14 protein-coding genes are annotated in these 17,686 nt (G+C 47.7%); 8 read left to right on the forward strand and 6 right to left on the reverse strand.

From position 1 onward, the window contains the following. Positions 1–187: 187 nt before the first annotated feature. On the forward strand, positions 188–2,245 hold the full coding sequence (locus tag E7747_RS08675) for a protein-disulfide reductase DsbD family protein (protein WP_136415449.1): 2,058 nt from the start codon (positions 188–190) through the stop codon (positions 2,243–2,245). Positions 2,246–2,255: 10 nt separating this feature from the next. Then, positions 2,256–2,786: a DUF6155 family protein gene (locus tag E7747_RS08680; RefSeq protein WP_136415451.1), complete on the forward strand. Its 531-nt coding sequence runs from the start codon at positions 2,256–2,258 to the stop codon at positions 2,784–2,786. A gap of 92 nt (positions 2,787–2,878) precedes the next feature. On the opposite strand, the gene E7747_RS08685 is transcribed toward E7747_RS08680, so the two are convergent. After that, positions 2,879–3,310: a DUF695 domain-containing protein gene (locus E7747_RS08685; protein ID WP_123614217.1), complete on the reverse strand. Its 432-nt coding sequence runs from the start codon at positions 3,308–3,310 to the stop codon at positions 2,879–2,881. A 235-nt stretch (positions 3,311–3,545) separates the two neighbouring features. On the opposite strand from E7747_RS08685, the gene E7747_RS08690 reads away from it, so the two are divergent. From E7747_RS08690 to E7747_RS08710, 5 genes are all read left to right on the forward strand, one after another. Beyond that, positions 3,546–4,961 (forward strand): chloride channel protein, encoded by a 1,416-nt coding sequence (locus E7747_RS08690; RefSeq protein ID WP_136415453.1) that lies wholly within the window; start codon positions 3,546–3,548, stop codon positions 4,959–4,961. 103 nt (positions 4,962–5,064) lie between these two features. Beyond that, positions 5,065–5,925: a prolipoprotein diacylglyceryl transferase gene (lgt, locus tag E7747_RS08695; RefSeq protein WP_136415455.1), complete on the forward strand. Its 861-nt coding sequence runs from the start codon at positions 5,065–5,067 to the stop codon at positions 5,923–5,925. 118 nt (positions 5,926–6,043) lie between these two features. Beyond that, entirely contained in the window at positions 6,044–7,063 is a 1,020-nt protein-coding gene (gene pheS, locus E7747_RS08700; RefSeq protein WP_136415457.1) for a phenylalanine--tRNA ligase subunit alpha, read from the forward strand. A 66-nt stretch (positions 7,064–7,129) separates the two neighbouring features. After that, on the forward strand, positions 7,130–7,768 hold the full coding sequence (gene nth / locus E7747_RS08705) for an endonuclease III (RefSeq protein ID WP_136415459.1): 639 nt from the start codon (positions 7,130–7,132) through the stop codon (positions 7,766–7,768). Then, positions 7,761–8,402, forward strand: a complete 642-nt coding sequence (locus E7747_RS08710) for a trimeric intracellular cation channel family protein (RefSeq protein ID WP_136415461.1) — start codon at positions 7,761–7,763, stop codon at positions 8,400–8,402. Before nth ends, E7747_RS08710 begins: the two co-directional genes overlap by 8 nt. Positions 8,403–8,518: 116 nt before the next feature. Here the strand turns inward: E7747_RS08710 and E7747_RS08715 are convergent, their stop codons facing one another. Continuing rightward, on the reverse strand, positions 8,519–9,106 hold the full coding sequence (locus E7747_RS08715) for a leucine-rich repeat domain-containing protein (RefSeq protein ID WP_136415463.1): 588 nt from the start codon (positions 9,104–9,106) through the stop codon (positions 8,519–8,521). 223 nt (positions 9,107–9,329) lie between these two features. Between E7747_RS08715 and E7747_RS08720 the strand changes: the two genes are divergently transcribed. Further along, positions 9,330–10,400, forward strand: a complete 1,071-nt coding sequence (locus E7747_RS08720) for an IS110 family RNA-guided transposase (RefSeq protein WP_055301324.1) — start codon at positions 9,330–9,332, stop codon at positions 10,398–10,400. Positions 10,401–10,700: 300 nt separating this feature from the next. Here the strand turns inward: E7747_RS08720 and E7747_RS08725 are convergent, their stop codons facing one another. The 4 genes from E7747_RS08725 to E7747_RS08740 form a co-directional block, all read right to left on the reverse strand. Next, on the reverse strand, positions 10,701–12,107 hold the full coding sequence (locus E7747_RS08725) for a leucine-rich repeat domain-containing protein (RefSeq protein WP_168185295.1): 1,407 nt from the start codon (positions 12,105–12,107) through the stop codon (positions 10,701–10,703). 575 nt (positions 12,108–12,682) lie between these two features. Further along, on the reverse strand, positions 12,683–14,851 hold the full coding sequence (locus tag E7747_RS08730) for a S9 family peptidase (protein WP_136415467.1): 2,169 nt from the start codon (positions 14,849–14,851) through the stop codon (positions 12,683–12,685). 50 nt (positions 14,852–14,901) lie between these two features. Then, the gene (locus E7747_RS08735) at positions 14,902–15,846 is read right to left on the reverse strand and encodes a ribose-phosphate pyrophosphokinase (RefSeq protein WP_123614224.1); all 945 of its coding nucleotides are present in this window, start codon (positions 15,844–15,846) and stop codon (positions 14,902–14,904) included. A gap of 92 nt (positions 15,847–15,938) precedes the next feature. After that, positions 15,939–17,588, reverse strand: coding sequence for a putative transporter (locus E7747_RS08740; protein WP_136415469.1), 1,650 nt, complete (start codon positions 17,586–17,588; stop codon positions 15,939–15,941). Positions 17,589–17,686: the final 98 nt, after the last annotated feature.

Raw genomic sequence — 17,686 nt, forward strand, 5'->3', positions numbered from 1 at the left:
CAACCTCACGGATTGTATCGGCAAAAAAATGATAAAATAGTACCTGAAATATTTACAATACTGTGACATTTTACGTTTCAGTAAACAATTGCCGGACTAATTACGGAAATATTTGTAAATTTGCACTTCGAAAGTTAACCCCAATCAACCAATCACACAATTTCGAAAACTTGCAAAAATTTTTCACATGAGAAAGCTTGCTTTAACCTTTTCTCTTCTGGTGGCGCTTTTGTGCAACATGGCGCTGGGACAGATAATGACCCCTGTCAAATGGGATGCTAAAATAGACATGACCGGCAACGACGAGGGTCAGGTTGTGCTTACGGCTACTATCAGCAGCGGTTGGCACATGTATTCGCTTGACTGCGATCCGGATGCCGGACCTCAGATTCTTGAGATTACCTATCCTAAATTAAACGGAGTCACTCTTGAGGGAAAGCCTATCCCTAACAAGCCTTCGCATAAGCAATATGACGATATGTTCGGGGCAGAACTTTCATGGTGGACACAGGGTGTGACAATCACGCAGAAGTTCAAGGCCACACAGCCGGAATTCAATATTGATGTGATGGTTGTATGTTCGGCATGTAACGATGAAAACTGTATTCCTCCTTCACGTTCGAATTTCAATCTTTCAGGCAAGGCTACCATAAAAGCCGTGCCCAAGAAAGACGAACCGAAGGCCGTAGCCGAACTTCCTGCAGAAAAAGAGGAAGTTGCTGCTGTGCTCGATGCCGTAGCCGAATCCGTGGAGGCAGCTTCCGATTCACTCGCTGCTGTTTCTGACACACTTGTTTCTTCAGCTCCTGACAGCAAGGGCGCCGACCTTTGGGCTCCCGTATCGTTTAAGGATGCCGAGAATGCCGAGGATTTTTCGACAACCTCGCTGTGGTACATATTTTTCACCTGTTTCCTTGGCGGTCTCGTTGCGTTGTTCACTCCGTGTGTATGGCCGATGATTCCGATGACCGTCAGCTTCTTCCTGAAGAAAGGCAAGGACCGCAGCAAGAGCATTATGGATGCCTGCACATACGGTCTTTCAATCATTGTCATCTATGTGGCTCTCGGTCTGCTCATCACCGGTATTTTCGGAGCAAGCTCGCTTAATGCTCTCTCGACATCGGCAGTTTGTAATATAATCTTCTTCCTGCTGCTTGTGGTGTTTGCCATCAGCTTCTTCGGAGCTTTTGAAATCAAGCTTCCGTCATCGTGGTCCAACAAGATGGATGCGACAGCTGAAAAGACGACCGGTCTGCTCTCCATATTCTTCATGGCATTTACGCTGACCCTCGTGTCGTTCTCCTGCACAGGCCCTATCATCGGAACGCTTCTCGTCGAGGCGGCATCTCAGGGCGATCTCTGGGGGCCGGCCATAGGTATGCTCGGTTTCTCGACAGCCCTCGCGCTTCCGTTCATGCTTTTCGCCATGTTCCCTACCATGCTTCAGGCTGCCCCCAGTTCAGGTGGCTGGATGAATACTCTCAAAGTGGTGCTCGGTTTCGTCGAACTTGCCCTCTCGCTCAAGTTCCTCTCTGTCGCTGACCTCGCATACGGCTGGCACATTCTTGACCGCGAGGCATTCCTTGCTCTCTGGATTGTTATGTTCGCACTTCTCGGTCTCTATCTTCTCGGTCAGTTCAATTTCGCTCATTACGGCAAGGCCGACAGCTCTATCGGTGTTTTCCGTTTCTTCCTTGCTCTCTGCTCATTCTCATTCACCATCTACCTTATCCCCGGACTCTGGGGTGCACCTCTCAAGGGTGTGAGCGCGTTTGTTCCACCGCTGTTCACTCAGGATTTCAACCTTTACGGTGACGGATTCAAGGAGTATGACGACTTCGAGGAGGGTATGAAGGTGGCACGTGAGGCAGGCAAGCCGGTGCTTGTCGACTTCTCAGGTTTCGGATGTGTCAACTGCCGTAAGATGGAAGGCGCTGTCCTCGACGAGCCTAATGTCAAGGCTATGATTGAAGACAACTTTACTGTCATCAAGCTTATGGTCGACGAGAAAAAGAACCTTCCCGAACCGATTACCGTTAAAGAATATGGAAAGGATATGACTCTCTACACCTACGGTGACCGTTGGAGCTATCTGCAGCGCTACAAATTCAATGCAAATGCCCAGCCTTATTATGTGATACTCAATGACGACGGTGAGTTGCTTTCAGGCCCTTACACATACGATGAGAATGTGGCCCGCTTCTCGGCGTTCCTCGAAAAGGGTATAAAGAGTTATAAAAAATAATTGCATATCAATGTCTAAGACGACTCTCCGCAAGGCTATAAAAGATTTTGAAGCTCCTGAACTCCGGGAGCTTCTTATTGATGTATATACCAAAAGCAAGGAGGCCCGCGAGTTACTTGACTTCTTTGCTGAGCCGGATATCGAAAGGAAGGCAGAGGCCTACCGCGCACAACTGACCAAGGAAGCTACCCGCTACACAAGGCGTGCCTACAATCCGCGTATAGCTAAATTGCGTGCCACGATAAAGAAATTCAAGGTCTTTGAACCGGGCAGCGAGGCTGTGGCCGATCTTATGGTGCACACGATGACCGCTTTGCTGTCGATTGGCAAGGATAGCTGGCTGAGGGAACGGCTCTATGTGCAGATTCATAAATTTGTCGGTGAGACGTTTGATTTTCTTGTCGAGAATGAGCTGGTCGACGATTTTATGCCCCGCATACGTAAGTCAGTCGGAACTCTTGAGAACTTCGGGATGTCTGCTAATCCGTTGAAACGCATTATGGAGGCTGAAACCAAACGTATTGAAAACGTGGCCCATTGAATAGAGCATGAGATGACACAATACGCGAATGGCCTGAATGGCATATAGGCAGTCATTCAGGCCATTCGCGTATTGTGACGCTTGGATAAAGATTAGTCAAGTTTGATTTCTGCTTCCGACATTTCGTCATATTCGCTCCATTCAGGATCATTTTCAGTATAGATGCTGATTGGTAGAAGCGGGAATGATTCGAGAGCTTCGTTGAGTTTGCGCCCGAAGATATGTGTGCTGAGCGTATAGAAAATCCAGTCGCGCTGATTGTCGCCCGTAAAAATGCCGGTGAGCACAGCTACAGGATCTTTTCTAAAAGCCGTCGTCAATGCCTCCTGCACCTCTTCCATCAGTGTCGATGTTTCCTTGTCGGGCATACCTTTGGCATCGCCTTCATATTTCCATGTAACTTCCACACGGATATTGAATCTGGGATTCGAACGGAATTTCTCGACATCCTTTCGCCCTGTCACGAGAATCAGTCTCCCTGATTCGCTTTCGGTGGGGGCGGTCCACCATGTTTCGGTTTCCATAAGTCGTCAGTTATGTTTGGTTTCCGGGACAAAGGTACAAAAAGAAATGACTTGTTTCAGATATTGCAGAGATTTTTAAGAGTCGGTTCGTAACAAATGTCGACAAACTATAATTGGATTGACCGTCGTTCATCAAAGGTTGGTTAACATTGTTTAGTCAGCACAGCCACTAAAAACTAAAGATAGGAAAAATGTGTTATAATGATTAAATATTGTAAAGCAAACGTAACACATTATGTTGACCGGTCATAGTCTTTTGATAAAAATTTTGGACTGGCGTGAGAAACATCTGTCTGAAAAGACTTTTGTTTTTCTTCTTGCAACGGCGGTAGGATTACTGTCGGGCTGCGGTGCGTTTGTGTTGAAGCGACTTATTTCTTGGGTCTCGCATATCCTGACTTCGCATTTTCGGATTGGGTCAGGCAATTATGTCCTATTGCTGATACCTGTCGCTGGTATTGTCTTGACCGGAATATTCTGTCGGTATGTAGTAAAGGCTGATTTGTCAGACGGTACGTCTCGACTGATACATGACCTTAAAAATAAAATGTATGCTCTTAAGAGTTATATAGTTTATTCTCCGATTCTGGCCAGTACGATTACTCTTGGTTTTGGTGGTTCGGCCGGATCTGAGGGGCCGATAGCCTACACCGGTGCAGCTGTCGGTAGCAATGTCGCACGCCTCTTCCGGCTTAGTCCGCAGATGATGATGATTATGCTGGGATGCGGGGCAGGAGCAGGTATCGCCGGTATATTCAAATCGCCACTTGGCGGTGCGCTGTTTACACTTGAGGTTCTGAGAATGCCGATGTCGACTTTCTCTGTCTTGGTGTTGCTGGTGACCTCTATCACAGCAGCCATGACCGCATATCTTCTGTCGGGATGCACAGTCGACATACCATTCAGCCATCACGCCGGATTTGACATAGATACGCTTCCATACGTCATTCTGCTTGGCATATTTTGCGGTTTTTATTCACTTTATTATAGTTATATGATAAAGAAAGTTGCCAAGCTTCTTCGTTGTGTCGGCAATTCATGGATAAAAAATCTCATTGGCGGTGTGATGATTTCAGCTCTTGTCTTTCTCTTCCCGCCGCTCTATGGAGAAGGATATGGGACTGTCGGAAAAATCATAAACGACAATTTCTCGACAATTCTGAACGACAGCATTTTCTTCGGACATTCCGGCGGCATGTGGTTGCTGATATTTGTGGCGGGTGGCATAGCCTTGGCCAAGTGTGTCGCAACCTCTGCAACAAACAATGGCGGAGGTGTGAGCGGAAATTTTGCTCCGTCATTGTTTGCAGGATGTATTGTCGGTTTCTTCTTTGCAGCACTTTTAAATGAGGTCTTCGGTCTTCATCTGCCGGTCGGTGAATTTGCATTTTATGCAATGGCCGGTGTCATGGCGGGAGCTATACGCGCTCCGTTGATGGCCATATTTCTTACGTGCGAGATGGGGGCTGCATATTCCTATTTTTTTCCGCTTGTCGTTACGGCTTCGGTTTCATTCGGGATTGTCAGGCTGTTTACCGCCGACAGCTTCTTTTCGCGTCATGCCGACCGCCACAACGGCCTTATCTCTATTATAAAAAGACATAAAATGGAATCAGCCGGTGGAATACAGCAACAAAAAGGTTCGGACTGACGGAGTTAATTTATGTGAAAACTCCCTGTCGGGTTGGTTTGCAGGGTGAATCTGCGTAATTTTGCAAGAATTTTAAATACGTTATAAACGCAAATTACGTAAAATGTTAGATTTTATTACGTGGAACGCAGATCCGTTTCTCTTTCATATCGGCAATTTCGGTCTCCGATGGTATAGTCTTGCTTTCATGGTCGGATTTCTTGTCGGCTATGAGATAGAATCACGTATCTACAGGCACGAGGGTGTACCTGAGCGTTGGCTCAGCATGTTGTTGCTGTGGACCATTGCCGGCACTATCATCGGCGCTCGTCTCGGGCATGTGTTTTTCTACCAGTGGGATCTCTATAAGCAGGATCCGATTACGATTCTTTATGTCTGGGAAGGCGGTCTTGCAAGTCATGGTGGAACGATAGGAATCATCCTGTGTGTAATTCTTTATTCGATTTTTACTACCAAACGCAACCCTCTCTGGGCTTTCGACAGGCTCGTTATTCCTATCGCGCTTGTCGGCGGTCTGATACGTCTCGGCAACCTTATGAATTCAGAGATATTCGGCCATGCTACCGACCTTCCGTGGGGATTCATGTTTATCCGTTCCGCCGAGTGGCGTCATATCTATATGGGGCAGGCGTGTCACCCGACGCAGATTTATGAAGCGTTGTGCTATTTTGCACTTTTCGGATTGCTTATGTGGATGTATTGGAAGAAAAATGCAGAAGAGCGCCCCGGGTTGATATTCGGTGTGTTCCTCATTGGTATATTCCTGCCACGCTTCCTTATAGAGTTCATAAAGAATCCTCAGGTTGAATTTGAGCAGACAATGACGCTCAACATGGGGCAGTTGCTGAGTGTGCCGTTTATTCTTCTTGGCATAGGGCTTGTGATATACGCAATGACTCGTCCGCGACAGCATCTGACTTTTCCTAACCGTTTTGCCGAGGAGCTTCAATCATCCAGAAAGTGATGTCATGAACTGTGGCGACATGTTTTTTCGACAGGTTGCCGGGAGTAGTTTTCAATGAAAATCACTAATTTTGCAGAATATAACAGACCAATCGTTTACAGAATAAAACTAATCAGAAATGATAGACAAGATAAATCAGCTTAAAGCTGAAATAGAGGCTCTTGTAGCAAAGACGCCACAGGATGTAGAAACGCTCCGCATCAAGTATCTGAGCAAGAAAGGCGCGATTTCCGAACTTATGACTGATTTCCGTTCGGTTGCTCCCGAACAGAAGCGTGAGCTTGGACAGAAATTAAATGAACTGAAGGCACTTGCCACTGAAAAGCTCGCTGCTCTCCGCGAATCGCTTGAGAGTGTCGATGCAGGTGCTTCGGATCTGGATCTTTCACGCACGGCCGCTCCGATGCCGCTTGGCACACGCCATCCGCTTTCGCTTGTAAAGAATGAAATAATCTCGATATTCTCGCGACTCGGTTTCACCATAGCCGAAGGTCCTGAGATTGAAGATGACTGGCACGTGTTCTCCTCGCTCAATTTTGCAGAGGATCATCCCGCACGTGACATGCAGGACACTTTCTTTATCCAGCGCAATCCCGATGTGTTGCTGCGCACCCACACTTCGTCGGTGCAGAGCCGCGTAATGGAGAAGACTCAGCCACCGATTCGCATCATCTGTCCGGGACGTGTCTACCGTAATGAAGCTATCTCTGCGCGTGCCCACTGCTTCTTCCATCAGGTCGAGGCTCTTTATGTCGACAAGAATGTATCGTTTGCCGACCTGCGTCAGACACTTCTCTATTTCGCACAGGAAATGTTTGGCCCAGAGACTAAAATCCGTCTTCGCCCGAGCTATTTCCCCTTTACCGAGCCTTCGGCCGAGATGGATATCTCATGTAATCTCTGCGGAGGCAAGGGATGTTCTTTCTGCAAGCACACCGGCTGGGTCGAGATCCTCGGTTGCGGAATGGTCGATCCAAATGTGCTTGAAGCATGTGGCATAGATTCAAAGGAATACACCGGATTCGCTCTCGGTATGGGCGTGGAGCGTATAACCAACCTGAAGTATCAGGTCAAGGATCTTCGCATGTTCTCCGAAAACGATGTCCGTTTCCTACGTCAGTTTGAGGCAGCACATTGATTTGATACGGCTTGTCTCTCCTCTGATTTATCTCTCCGTTAAACTCTTTAAGAAAGGGAAATAACCGTGACCGTTAAGGAACGCTACGCTCGCGTGATTGAATGGTTTTCTGCGTCTATGCCTGTCGCTGAAACCGAACTGCATTATGAGAACCCCTATCAGTTGCTTGTCGCCGTGATTTTATCGGCGCAATGCACTGATAAGAGGGTAAATCTCATAACCCCACCGCTTTTTGAGGCATATCCGACTCCGCAGGCTCTTGCTGCAGCCTCGGTCGAAGAGATATTCGGGTATATCAAGAGTTGCTCTTATCCTAACAACAAGAGCCGTTCACTGAGTGGAATGGCAAAGAAGCTCGTCGAGGACTTCGGAGGAGAGGTTCCTTCCGACCTTGATTCTTTGACGAGTCTGCCGGGTGTAGGGCGCAAGACGGCAAATGTAATCATGTCGGTTGTCTATAATAAGGCTACAATGGCGGTGGATACGCACGTGTTCCGTGTGAGCGAGCGCATAGGTCTGACCACAAACAGCAAGACTCCCCTTGCGACTGAAAAGGCTCTTGTGAAGCATATCCCTGAAGGTCTTATTCCTAAGGCCCATCACTGGCTGATACTTCATGGACGGTATGTCTGCAAGGCTCGCCGTCCTGATTGCCTTAACTGCGGTCTGACCTCCGTGTGTCGTTACTATCAGAAGAATGGTTGAATCGACTTTTATTTTTATAATTGAAATTTTAGGGACACTGGCTTTCGGTGTCAGTGGCGTGCGTCTCGCAGCCAAAAAGCATTTCGACTGGTTCGGTGCTTATACAATCGGAGTGATAACAGCAATCGGGGGCGGTACGCTGCGCGACATACTGCTTGATATTCCTGTGTTCTGGATGCAGACATGGCTCTATCTTGCCGTGACCGGCGTGTCATTTCTGATTGTGGCAGCTTTCACGAGGATTCTCACATCGGATTCGAAGTCTCTTTTCATGTTTGATGCCGTCGGTCTGACGCTGTTCGTCATAACAGGTATTGAAAAGACCCTTGCCGAAGGCTACCCGATGTGGGTCGCTATGATTATGGGCATGATAACAGGTTCTTTCGGAGGTATCCTGCGCGATGTGCTCATTAATGAAGAGCCATTGTTTTTCCGTAAGGATATCTATGCCACGGCATGTCTTGCAGGAGGTGGTGTCTATTGGATCTTCGCCGAGGCAGGTTCTCCAGTATGGGTTCAGGAAGCTTTGTGCGTGATTACGATCCTTGTCCTCCGTTGGGGCGCATTGCGCTATGGATGGCATCTCCCGGAGATGAAAGAAGGCTCTGTCAAGGAGCTTCGCAAGCGTAGGTAGAATTGTCCAGTCTACTATATTTATTTTGCCGGACAGCAATAATATAAAAAACATCAGGAGACCATGTCGTTTTCCATGGTCTCCTGATTAGTAATAGCGCGTTGGCTTGGCGGATTCTATTTAACAATTATCTTACGGGTTTTTGCTCCTTGACGGACTATATATACACCTGCGTCAAGATTGTTTGTTGAAACACCGATTTTTATACCCTTAAGGTTATATATCTCGATGGGCTGTGCATAGTCAATATCCGTAATTATGCTGTCAAGACCAGAAGTCTCCATCTGCTTGAACGAAGACCAGTATTGGGCCGCTTTATAGTCATAGTATGCTTCTTCCGAAACAAACAATGAAGCGTTTCGATATGTAGAATATTCAAAAGTGTTTGATGAGATGATTGGGGGGATTGGGTTTAGTGATGTAATCTTCGATAGCTCCCAGCATGAAGAAAATGCGTTCTCACCAATTAGTTTTAATCCATTGCCAAGTATGACTTCACGCAGTTTGGAACAATTACTAAAAGCCTTATCCTGAATAGAAGAGACGGACGATGGAATCGTAATCTTCTCAAGATTGGAAGATACAAAAGCATCTTCTCCTATCATTTTCAACCCTTCATTCAGCTTGATTTCTTCAAGGTAGCAACAGGCGAAAGCGTTCTCTTCAATTTCGATAATAGAAGAGGGGAGAACTATGGATTTAATGTGTGAATTGTTAGAGCGGTTTGGAGAATATGAGGGATAAAATTGATCATCAGAAAGTCACTATGTTTGCATCAGATTAGCTGACGGGGCGCTCAACGGGGGCTGTCTGCCCCCTTGCCGCTAAGGCTTCCCCCGAGAGGAGTGAGGAGAAAAGATAGACGTAAGGGCAATTGCATGTAAATTTGTAAAAGCAAAATACATTAACAGCAAAACCGATACGTCTATGGTACAAAGTAACAAAAAAGATTTCAGCGGACAAAATATCTCTATTGGTATCGACGTCCATCTGAGAACATGGAGTGTCACGGTGCTCACCCCCTCTGGTTTTATGCGCACTCATACTCAAAAGGCTTCGGCCAAAGAGCTCTTTGAACATTTGAACAAGCATTATCCTAACGGTAGCTACCATGCAGCCTACGAGACGGGGTTTTCGGGCTTCTCGACCTATTATGCCCTGACTGAGCTTGGTATAAAATGCACCGTGGTACATGCGGCTGACGTTCCGACCACCCAGAAGGAAAAGGTCTCGAAGTCAGACCCGGTGGATTCAAAAAAGCTGGCCAAAGCCCTTATGCGCGGTGAGCTCGGCAGTGTGTACATTCACTCGAAGGACAGCCTCGATGACCGTGCGCTGGTACGCCACCGCGCCACTATTGTGAAGCTTTCCGGCGGCATAAAATCCAGAATCAAGCATCTGCTGTACAACAACGGCGTGGAGTACCCCGAAGAATATTTCCGAAGCAACCGCCACTGGACAAGAAGTTTCATAACGTGGTTGCAGAATGACGTGCGGTTGCTCTCCGACACACGGGTCTCGCTTGACCTGCTCATTGCCGAGGTACTCCATTACAGGGAACGCCTCCTTGATGTGAACCGCAGATTGCGCTCGCTGGCGCGCAGCGACAGGTATGCCGAGAAATACGGCATCCTGATGTCGGTTCCAGGCATTGGTTCGACAATTGCCATGAGCCTGCTTACCGAGATTGACGACATCGGTCGCTTCAGTAACCAGCGCCAGTTCGCATCGTTCCTCGGACTCGTGCCGATGATGTCGTCAAGCGGCGACAAGGAATACGTCGGTGAGAAGACTTTCCGGGGAAACAAATTCCTCGGTCCAAAAATAGTCGAGGCCTCATGGATAGCCATACGGCACGACGCGGAACTCTCCGCAAAGTTCGGCGCATTGTGCACCCGCGGAATGAAGTCGCAGGAAGCCATAATCCGGATAGCCCGCAAGCTCTCCAACATAATATTTTCCGTACTGAAATCAAACCGCAGATATGAATGCCGTTAGATAATGCGACACTCAAAAGTCTTATAGGCAAATACAGTAAGACGGCTACTCTCGCCTCCTTGATGAGCCTTGGCTGCATCTAAAAGAAAGGTTGTGGCGTCTTTCCTATTATGCTGAATAAGTAAACTGTCAGCCCGATGGGGCGTGACTGATAGAAGTTTGCCTGATAGGACTTTTTTAACTACAAGGCATTTCGGGCTCTAACCGATTGCCGGTTATTTGATTGGGGCAGAGGCCTCGATCATGACTCTTTTGTGCCTACACAATTGGCACAGAAACATAAGCAATTGATTTTTAACGTTAATCTTTTCTAAATCTCAACGAGAATTTTGGAATACAACATAGAAGGGAGGAAATTGGATAGGATTCATTGGAAAAAGCATCTTTGCCGATTTTTGTGACGGTATATGTAACATTGTCATGGGTGATTGATTCGGCAATCTCGACTGAACTTAATCCTTCATAATTTTCATCACCTCCGGCGCACATATATGTAACCTTGGCTGTTGCCTTGTCCTTGTCTAACTCATAGTATATATCGTTATCCCTTTCAATAATCCAGAAATCTTTCCAGCTTTCAGATTCTTTATATGCGTTTTCTTCAGGAATATTCAAGCGAGCATCTACGCATGTATTTCTTGAGAATGCGTTGGTTGCTGAGGGGGGAGTTGTGGCAGTTAATGTTATCTGTTTGATATTGGGACAACCATAAAAGCATTGCGATCCGATTTTTTCAATTGAAGAACCAAATGAAATGTTTTGCAGAGCTTCACAATTTGAAAATGCATTGCTGCCGATTGTTTTAAGACTATCCGGGAACTTTATGTCTGTGATAGATGAGCATCGATAAAAGGCGTTTGATCCGATTGAGTTAAGATTATCTGACCATGTTATATCTTTTAACGAAGGACAATTGGAGAAAGCTCTATTCCCTATTTTTGTTACGGAAGATGGTATTGATAACTCAGTAAGGTTTGGCATATCTCCTGATAAGAAATTTATCTCAGTGACACTATAATCCACACTGTCATGAGTGATTGTTGATGGGAAAGAAAGAACATTTATTTCTTCTTTGTTACCAAGGTAACCAATGGCAGACGCTGTATTTTTTTCAAAATCGATAATATATTTGATATCATCAATCTTAGGATATTTAAAGAAATTACTCCAATATGTGTTTTCTTTATAGTTTTTAATTGCCTCGGTGGGTATTGTGAGTTCACATATTGGAAAAATATAATTTGAAAAGGGTGGCCACGAATTTATCTTTGGTGGAATAATGGCATCAATATTTAAATCGATTATAGGGCAATTAGCGAATGCATAGTCTCCAATTGAAGATATACCGAAGCCAATTTTCACACTGGTTAGTATTCGACAGCCTTCAAAACAAAGAGGGCCTATTGTTGTTATTGTGTTAGGTATGGTTAGTGATTGCAAATTGGGCATTACTCCTCCAAACCGGCCCTCAATTATGGTTACTGTATATGATTTAACCATTGTAGGGTTAACAGAATCAACAGCAGTTTCAGGAATCACAAGTGAATCAATGGGCGAGGTGTTGTTGTTGGGATAGTATCCGTATAAACTTACTTCAGTTTCTGAGATAGGATAATACTCAAATTGGCCATCTCTAAAGGCCAATGCTGTCTGGCTGATTGTAGCAATACATAGCAATGATAAAATAGCCCTAATTTTAAATTTCATAAGCATTTTGTTTTGATGCCGCGGGACTCCCGTCGTTGGCTTTAAGGTAAGATATGACGAAAGCGTGAGAGTCTGTATCTATTGCCGTCCTACCGATTGAGGCTTCTCGCATTGCCCTTTAGAAGTCGGACGGCAACGCAGAAGCCCACGCTTGTATATGTAATGACAATTATGGCTATTTTCCCTTCTCGGGTTAATAGTCATAATCAAGATATTACATATCCACGGGCATCTATCGTTGCCATATCCTTGACTCCTAAATAGAAATTTTGCGAGAATTTCAATCGATCAAGATATAGCGCCTGATAAACGCTTTCAATTATGTCTGTATCCCTCCGCTCAAATCCCGACCGGGCTTCTGCATGGCGGTCTACAATGCAAAAATAGATATTTTCTCTTTAAAATCAGCTGTACTATCTGTTAAATTTTTAAGAAATCAGCGTTGTTGTCTCATGAAATATTTGTTTTTATTTATTCAAAACAAATATTGGGTCTAAATCATCAAGTGTAAAACACAAAGGCATATACGGTTTTGGACCGGATATGCCTTTGGCGTTTAGCGTATTTTGGGGTAATCAGGACTGTTTTTCTTCTGTCTGGGCTGACTGTGGTTTCAGCCATTTGTCGAACCAGCGGAAGAATAAGCGCTGCCACATCACTGCGTTCTGCGGTTTGAGAATCCAGTGGTTTTCGTCGGGGAAGATAACCATTTCAGCAGGTATGCCACGGAGTTTGGCTGCATTGAATGCCATTTCTCCCTGTGACGACAGGATGCGGTAGTCGAATTCACCATGTGAAATCATGATGGGAGTATCCCATTTGTCAACAAATTTATGGGGCGACATTGCGAACGTGCGCTGGGCTGTCGCATTGTCTTTTTTCCAGAATGCACCGTAGTCGGGAGCTGTGGTCACGTCGGCAGGAGCTTTGTCTGCACCGCCGCCCATGTCCCAGTTGGCAAACCACATTTCTTCTGTTTCAAGATACTGAGCCTCGATGTTGAAGATGCCCGCATGAGCGAGGAATGCGGCAAAACGCTTCTCGTGGTTTCCGGCAAGCCAGTAGGTCGAGAATCCGCCATAGCTTGCACCTGTGCAGCCGATGCGCGAGTTGTCGACGTAGGGGCGTTCTTTCATGAAGTCGACTGCCGCCAGATAGTCACGCATGTTCTGTCCGGGATAGTCGCCTGAAATCTGGGCGTTCCATTCAGTTCCGAAACCGGGGAGACCGCGACGGTTGGGAGCGATGACTATATAGCCGTTTGAGGCCATGAGCGCAAGATTCCAGCGATAGCTCCAGAATTGGCTGACGGCGCTCTGCGGACCGCCCTGACAATAGAGAAGAGCCGGATATGTTTTGGTCGAGTCGAAATCCTGAGGATATACAGCCCAGACAAGCATTTGTTTGCCGTCGGTGGTCTTGACCATGTTGCGCTCGACACGGGGCATCTTGAGCGAGGCAAGAAGCTCGGTGTTGACGTTTGAAATCTGTTTAACTTCTCCGGCCTTTGCTATGCAGACCTCGTTGGGTGCGAGCATTGAGTGGCGGAGGGTCACGATGCTTTCTGCGTCGAGAGGCGCGAGACCTGCGTAGTCACATTCGCCGTCGGCTACTACCTTGACTTCCTTGCTTGCGATATCAATTGAGAACACAGGGACATTTCCGTCTTTTGCGGCGAGGAAATAGAGTGACTTCCCATCGGGATTCCATGCGATTGCGTCGGCTGTGTAATCCCAGTCAGTCGTAAGGTCTGATTTTTCACCGGTGGCGGTGTCGAGGATGAAGATGCGGTTCTTGTCAGCCTCATAGCCGTCACGTTCCATCGAAAGCCAAGCCACATATTTGCCGTCGGGTGAATAGGCGGGAGCTGTGTCGTAGCCCATCATGCCTTCGGTGAGATTGCGGGTGCTCTTGTCTGCGATAGAATATAGATAGAGATCTGAGTTGGTCGATACGGCATAGTCGCGTCCTGTTTTCTTGCGTGATACATAGATAAGCGACTTGCTGTCGGGTGACCATGCGAACGATTCCGAACCTCCGAACGGACGCATGGGTGCTTCATACATAGGTTCGTCCGACATGATGTCTTCTACATTGCTGACGCTGCTGCCGTCGAAGTCACAGATGAAAGGATGGGGGATTTCAGTCACCCATTGATCCCAGTGCTTATACATCATGTCGTCAATGACACGGCCGGTTGCTTCAGGAAGGTCGGGATAAAGATCCTTGGCTTCGCGGGCGAACTTGATAGTGGAGATGAGGACGATTTTCTTTTCGTCGGGAGAGAAGAGGAAGCCTTCGATACCTTTTTCAAGAGATGTCACCTGTTTGCGGTCGCTTCCGTCGGCGTTCATGACCCAAAGCTGGCTTTTGCCGTCGGCATCGGCATAGGTGAAAGCGATCTGCTTGCCCTGATTGATCCACACGAAATTGCCCTCTGATTTGGGTGTACGTGTGATGCGTTCAAGGTTCGAGCCGTCGGGATCCATGACATAGAGGTCATTGTTTGAACGGTTCTGCTCAAGGCTTTCATAGGAAATGCCGAAAAGCACCTTGCGGGTGTCGGGCGAAACGCTTACGGCCGAGACACGGCCGAGGGCTTCGAGAGCGTCGATGTCGAAAATGCCGGTTGTCGATTTGAAATCGGGCTTGTCGATGATCTGCGCCTCTTTTTCGCCCCCTGTCGAGCAGGCTGCAAGTGAGCCTGCCGTAAGGATTGTTGCCATGATGTGGTTTAGATTCATGTCGGTTGTTTATGGGGTGGAATGTGTGATGATTGGAGAAAGAGACCTCCTTATTTGATGAGATATTGCGACGAGATAGACTCGTGGGTGTGTACGCGACGTATGGTGTCAGCGAAAAGACGTGCGACTGAAAGGATGGTGGCTTTCTTGCAGTTCTTGTTGAACGGAATGGAGTTGGTGAACATCATTTCAGTCAGCGAGCAGTTGTCGACGCGTTCAGATGCGGGGTCTGACATGATTGCGTGTGAGCAGAGTGCGCGCACAGAGCGGGCGCCACTCGACATCATGAGGTCGGCTGCCTTGGTGATGGTTCCCGCTGTGTCGACCATGTCGTCGACGAGCACCACGTCCTTGTCCTTTACGTCGCCGATGACAGTCATCTGGGCCACGACGTTGGCCTTGGCACGCTGCTTGTGGCAGAGCACGAGAGGCACATTCAGGTATTTGGCATAGCTGTTGGCACGTTTTGCTCCTCCGACATCAGGCGATGCGATTACAAGGTTCTCAAGCTTCAGCGACTGGATGTAGGGGATGAAGACCGACGAGGCGTAGAGGTGGTCGACGGGAATGTCAAAGAAGCCTTGGATCTGGTCGGCATGAAGGTCCATGGTGATCACGCGGTCAACTCCGGCTGTTGTGAGCAGGTCGGCTACAAGCTTGGCGGCAATCGATACGCGTGGCTTGTCTTTGCGGTCCTGACGGGCCCAGCCGAAGTAGGGCATGACAGCGATAATTGAGGCTGCCGACGCACGCTTTGCCGCATCAATCATCAGAAGAAGCTCCATGAGGTTGTCGGTGTTGGGGAATGTCGACTGTACGAGGTAGACCTCGCATCCGCGGATGGATTCCTCGAACGATACTTCAAACTCGCCGTCAGCAAAATACTGGATGTTCATTTTGCCGAGTTCGCAGCCTAAATCGCGGCAGATTTCTTCTGCCATGTAGTGAGATTTTGTCCCGGAGAAAACTTTGATTGGTGGAAGGGAATCAATCATGATTATTTGTGATAATGATGAGTTTGGGTGCAAAATTACAAAAATTCCCTCGGCTATTATGTTAAAAGCGAGGGAATTTTTTTATGTCGGTGTTAGAAGAAGCAGAGTATGAGTGCCTGAGCGGCTACCACACGGAGGAACATGGTGAGAGGATAGACTGTCGAATAGGCAACGGCCGGTGCGTCAGAACCTGTCGAGTTGTTGGCGTAGGCAAGTGCCGGAGGATCGGTGCAGCCACCCGAAACAAGACCCATGATGGTGAGGAAATTGATTTTGTAGACTCCTCGTGCGATACATCCGACCACGAGAAGGGGTACGAAAGTGATTATGAATCCCCAGATGACCCACCACATACCGGTGGTGTTGAACACGGTGTCGGCGAATCCACGGCCTGAAGAGATGCCGACGGATGCAAGGAAGAGGCATATACCAAGCTCGCGCATCAACAGTGATGCTGACGAAGATGTATAGGTGACAAGCTTGAACTTGTAGCCGAAGCGGCTGAGAAGGATTGCCACGACGAGCGGGCCGCCGGCAAGTCCGAGCTTCATGCCGAAGCCGACGTTGATCGAGCCTACGATGATACCGAAGAGGATGCCGACAAAGATGGTGATGAGGTTGGGCTGGTTGAGACGCTTCATCGAGTTGCCGAGGCGCACTGAAAGACGCTCGATGTCGTTGAGGTCGCCTACGACCACGAGGCGGTCGCCCATCTGCAGACGGAGACCGGGCGAGGCGAGAAGGTCGACACCTGCACGGTTGACACGTGTGCAGTTAAGAGAGTATGCCGTATGCAGGCGGAGGTCGCCGAGGGGAACGCCGTTGTATTTGCTCTGTGTGACGACGATGCGGCGCGAGTAGACCTGACTCTGGACTTCTTCCCAGTCCATTTCGATTTCATGGCCGATCACGCCCTTGAACTTCATTTCGTCGTTCGGGCCTAGGACTACAAAAATCTTGTCGCCTACATGCAGCTCGGTTTTTGATGTCGGGATTATGACCTTACCGTCAGCTCCCATGAGACGCGACACGACGAAGTCGCAGTGAAGTATCTGATGGAGATCATAGAGTGTCTTGCCGTCAATGAGTTTGTTGGTGACCTCAAAGGAGACAATCCGCGGTTTCTGCTGTGAGCTTTCAATCTCGTCTTCGATTGCTTTGATTTCATCTTCAGTACGGATTTTAAAGACTGCCTTGACAATGAGCATTGAAAGGATGATGCCGATTACGCCGAGGGGATAGGCGGCTGCATAACCCATAGCCATGATGTTGATGGCTTCGGTTGTGCCTGCTGTCTGCTGGGCTGCTGCAAGACCGGGGGTGTTGGTCACCGCACCTGACATGACACCGACGAGCGCTGAAATCTCTGTGTTGCCGTCGATGTAGAAAATTGCAAGCACGATGGACACGTTGAGCACGATAATCAGCACTGCGAGTCCGTTGAGCAAGACGCCACCTTTCTTAAATGACGAGAAGAAACCCGGACCGACCTGAATACCGATAGCGAAGATGAACAGGATCAAACCGAACTCGCGGACGAATTTCAGTACTTCGGGATTGACTATGTAGCCGAAGTGGCCCATGATGATTCCGACGAAAAGCACGAAAGTCACCCCGAGCGAGATGCCTCCAATCTTTAGCTTCCCGAGGAAGATGCCGGCTGCGATGACAAAGGAGTAGAGCACAAGCGTACTTGCGAGCTCCGTATGTCCCGGCCCGATAAGGTCAAATAACCATTCCATTGTTTAAAAAAAATATTGACTATATGAATTGTAACAATCTTTTTTATTGGCCCCTCTGCATATTCATGAGGTTTTCGCTTTGAGAGTGCAAAGGTAGG

It is taken from the genome of Duncaniella dubosii (genome assembly GCF_004803915.1).
GTDB classification, from domain to species: domain Bacteria; phylum Bacteroidota; class Bacteroidia; order Bacteroidales; family Muribaculaceae; genus Duncaniella; species Duncaniella dubosii.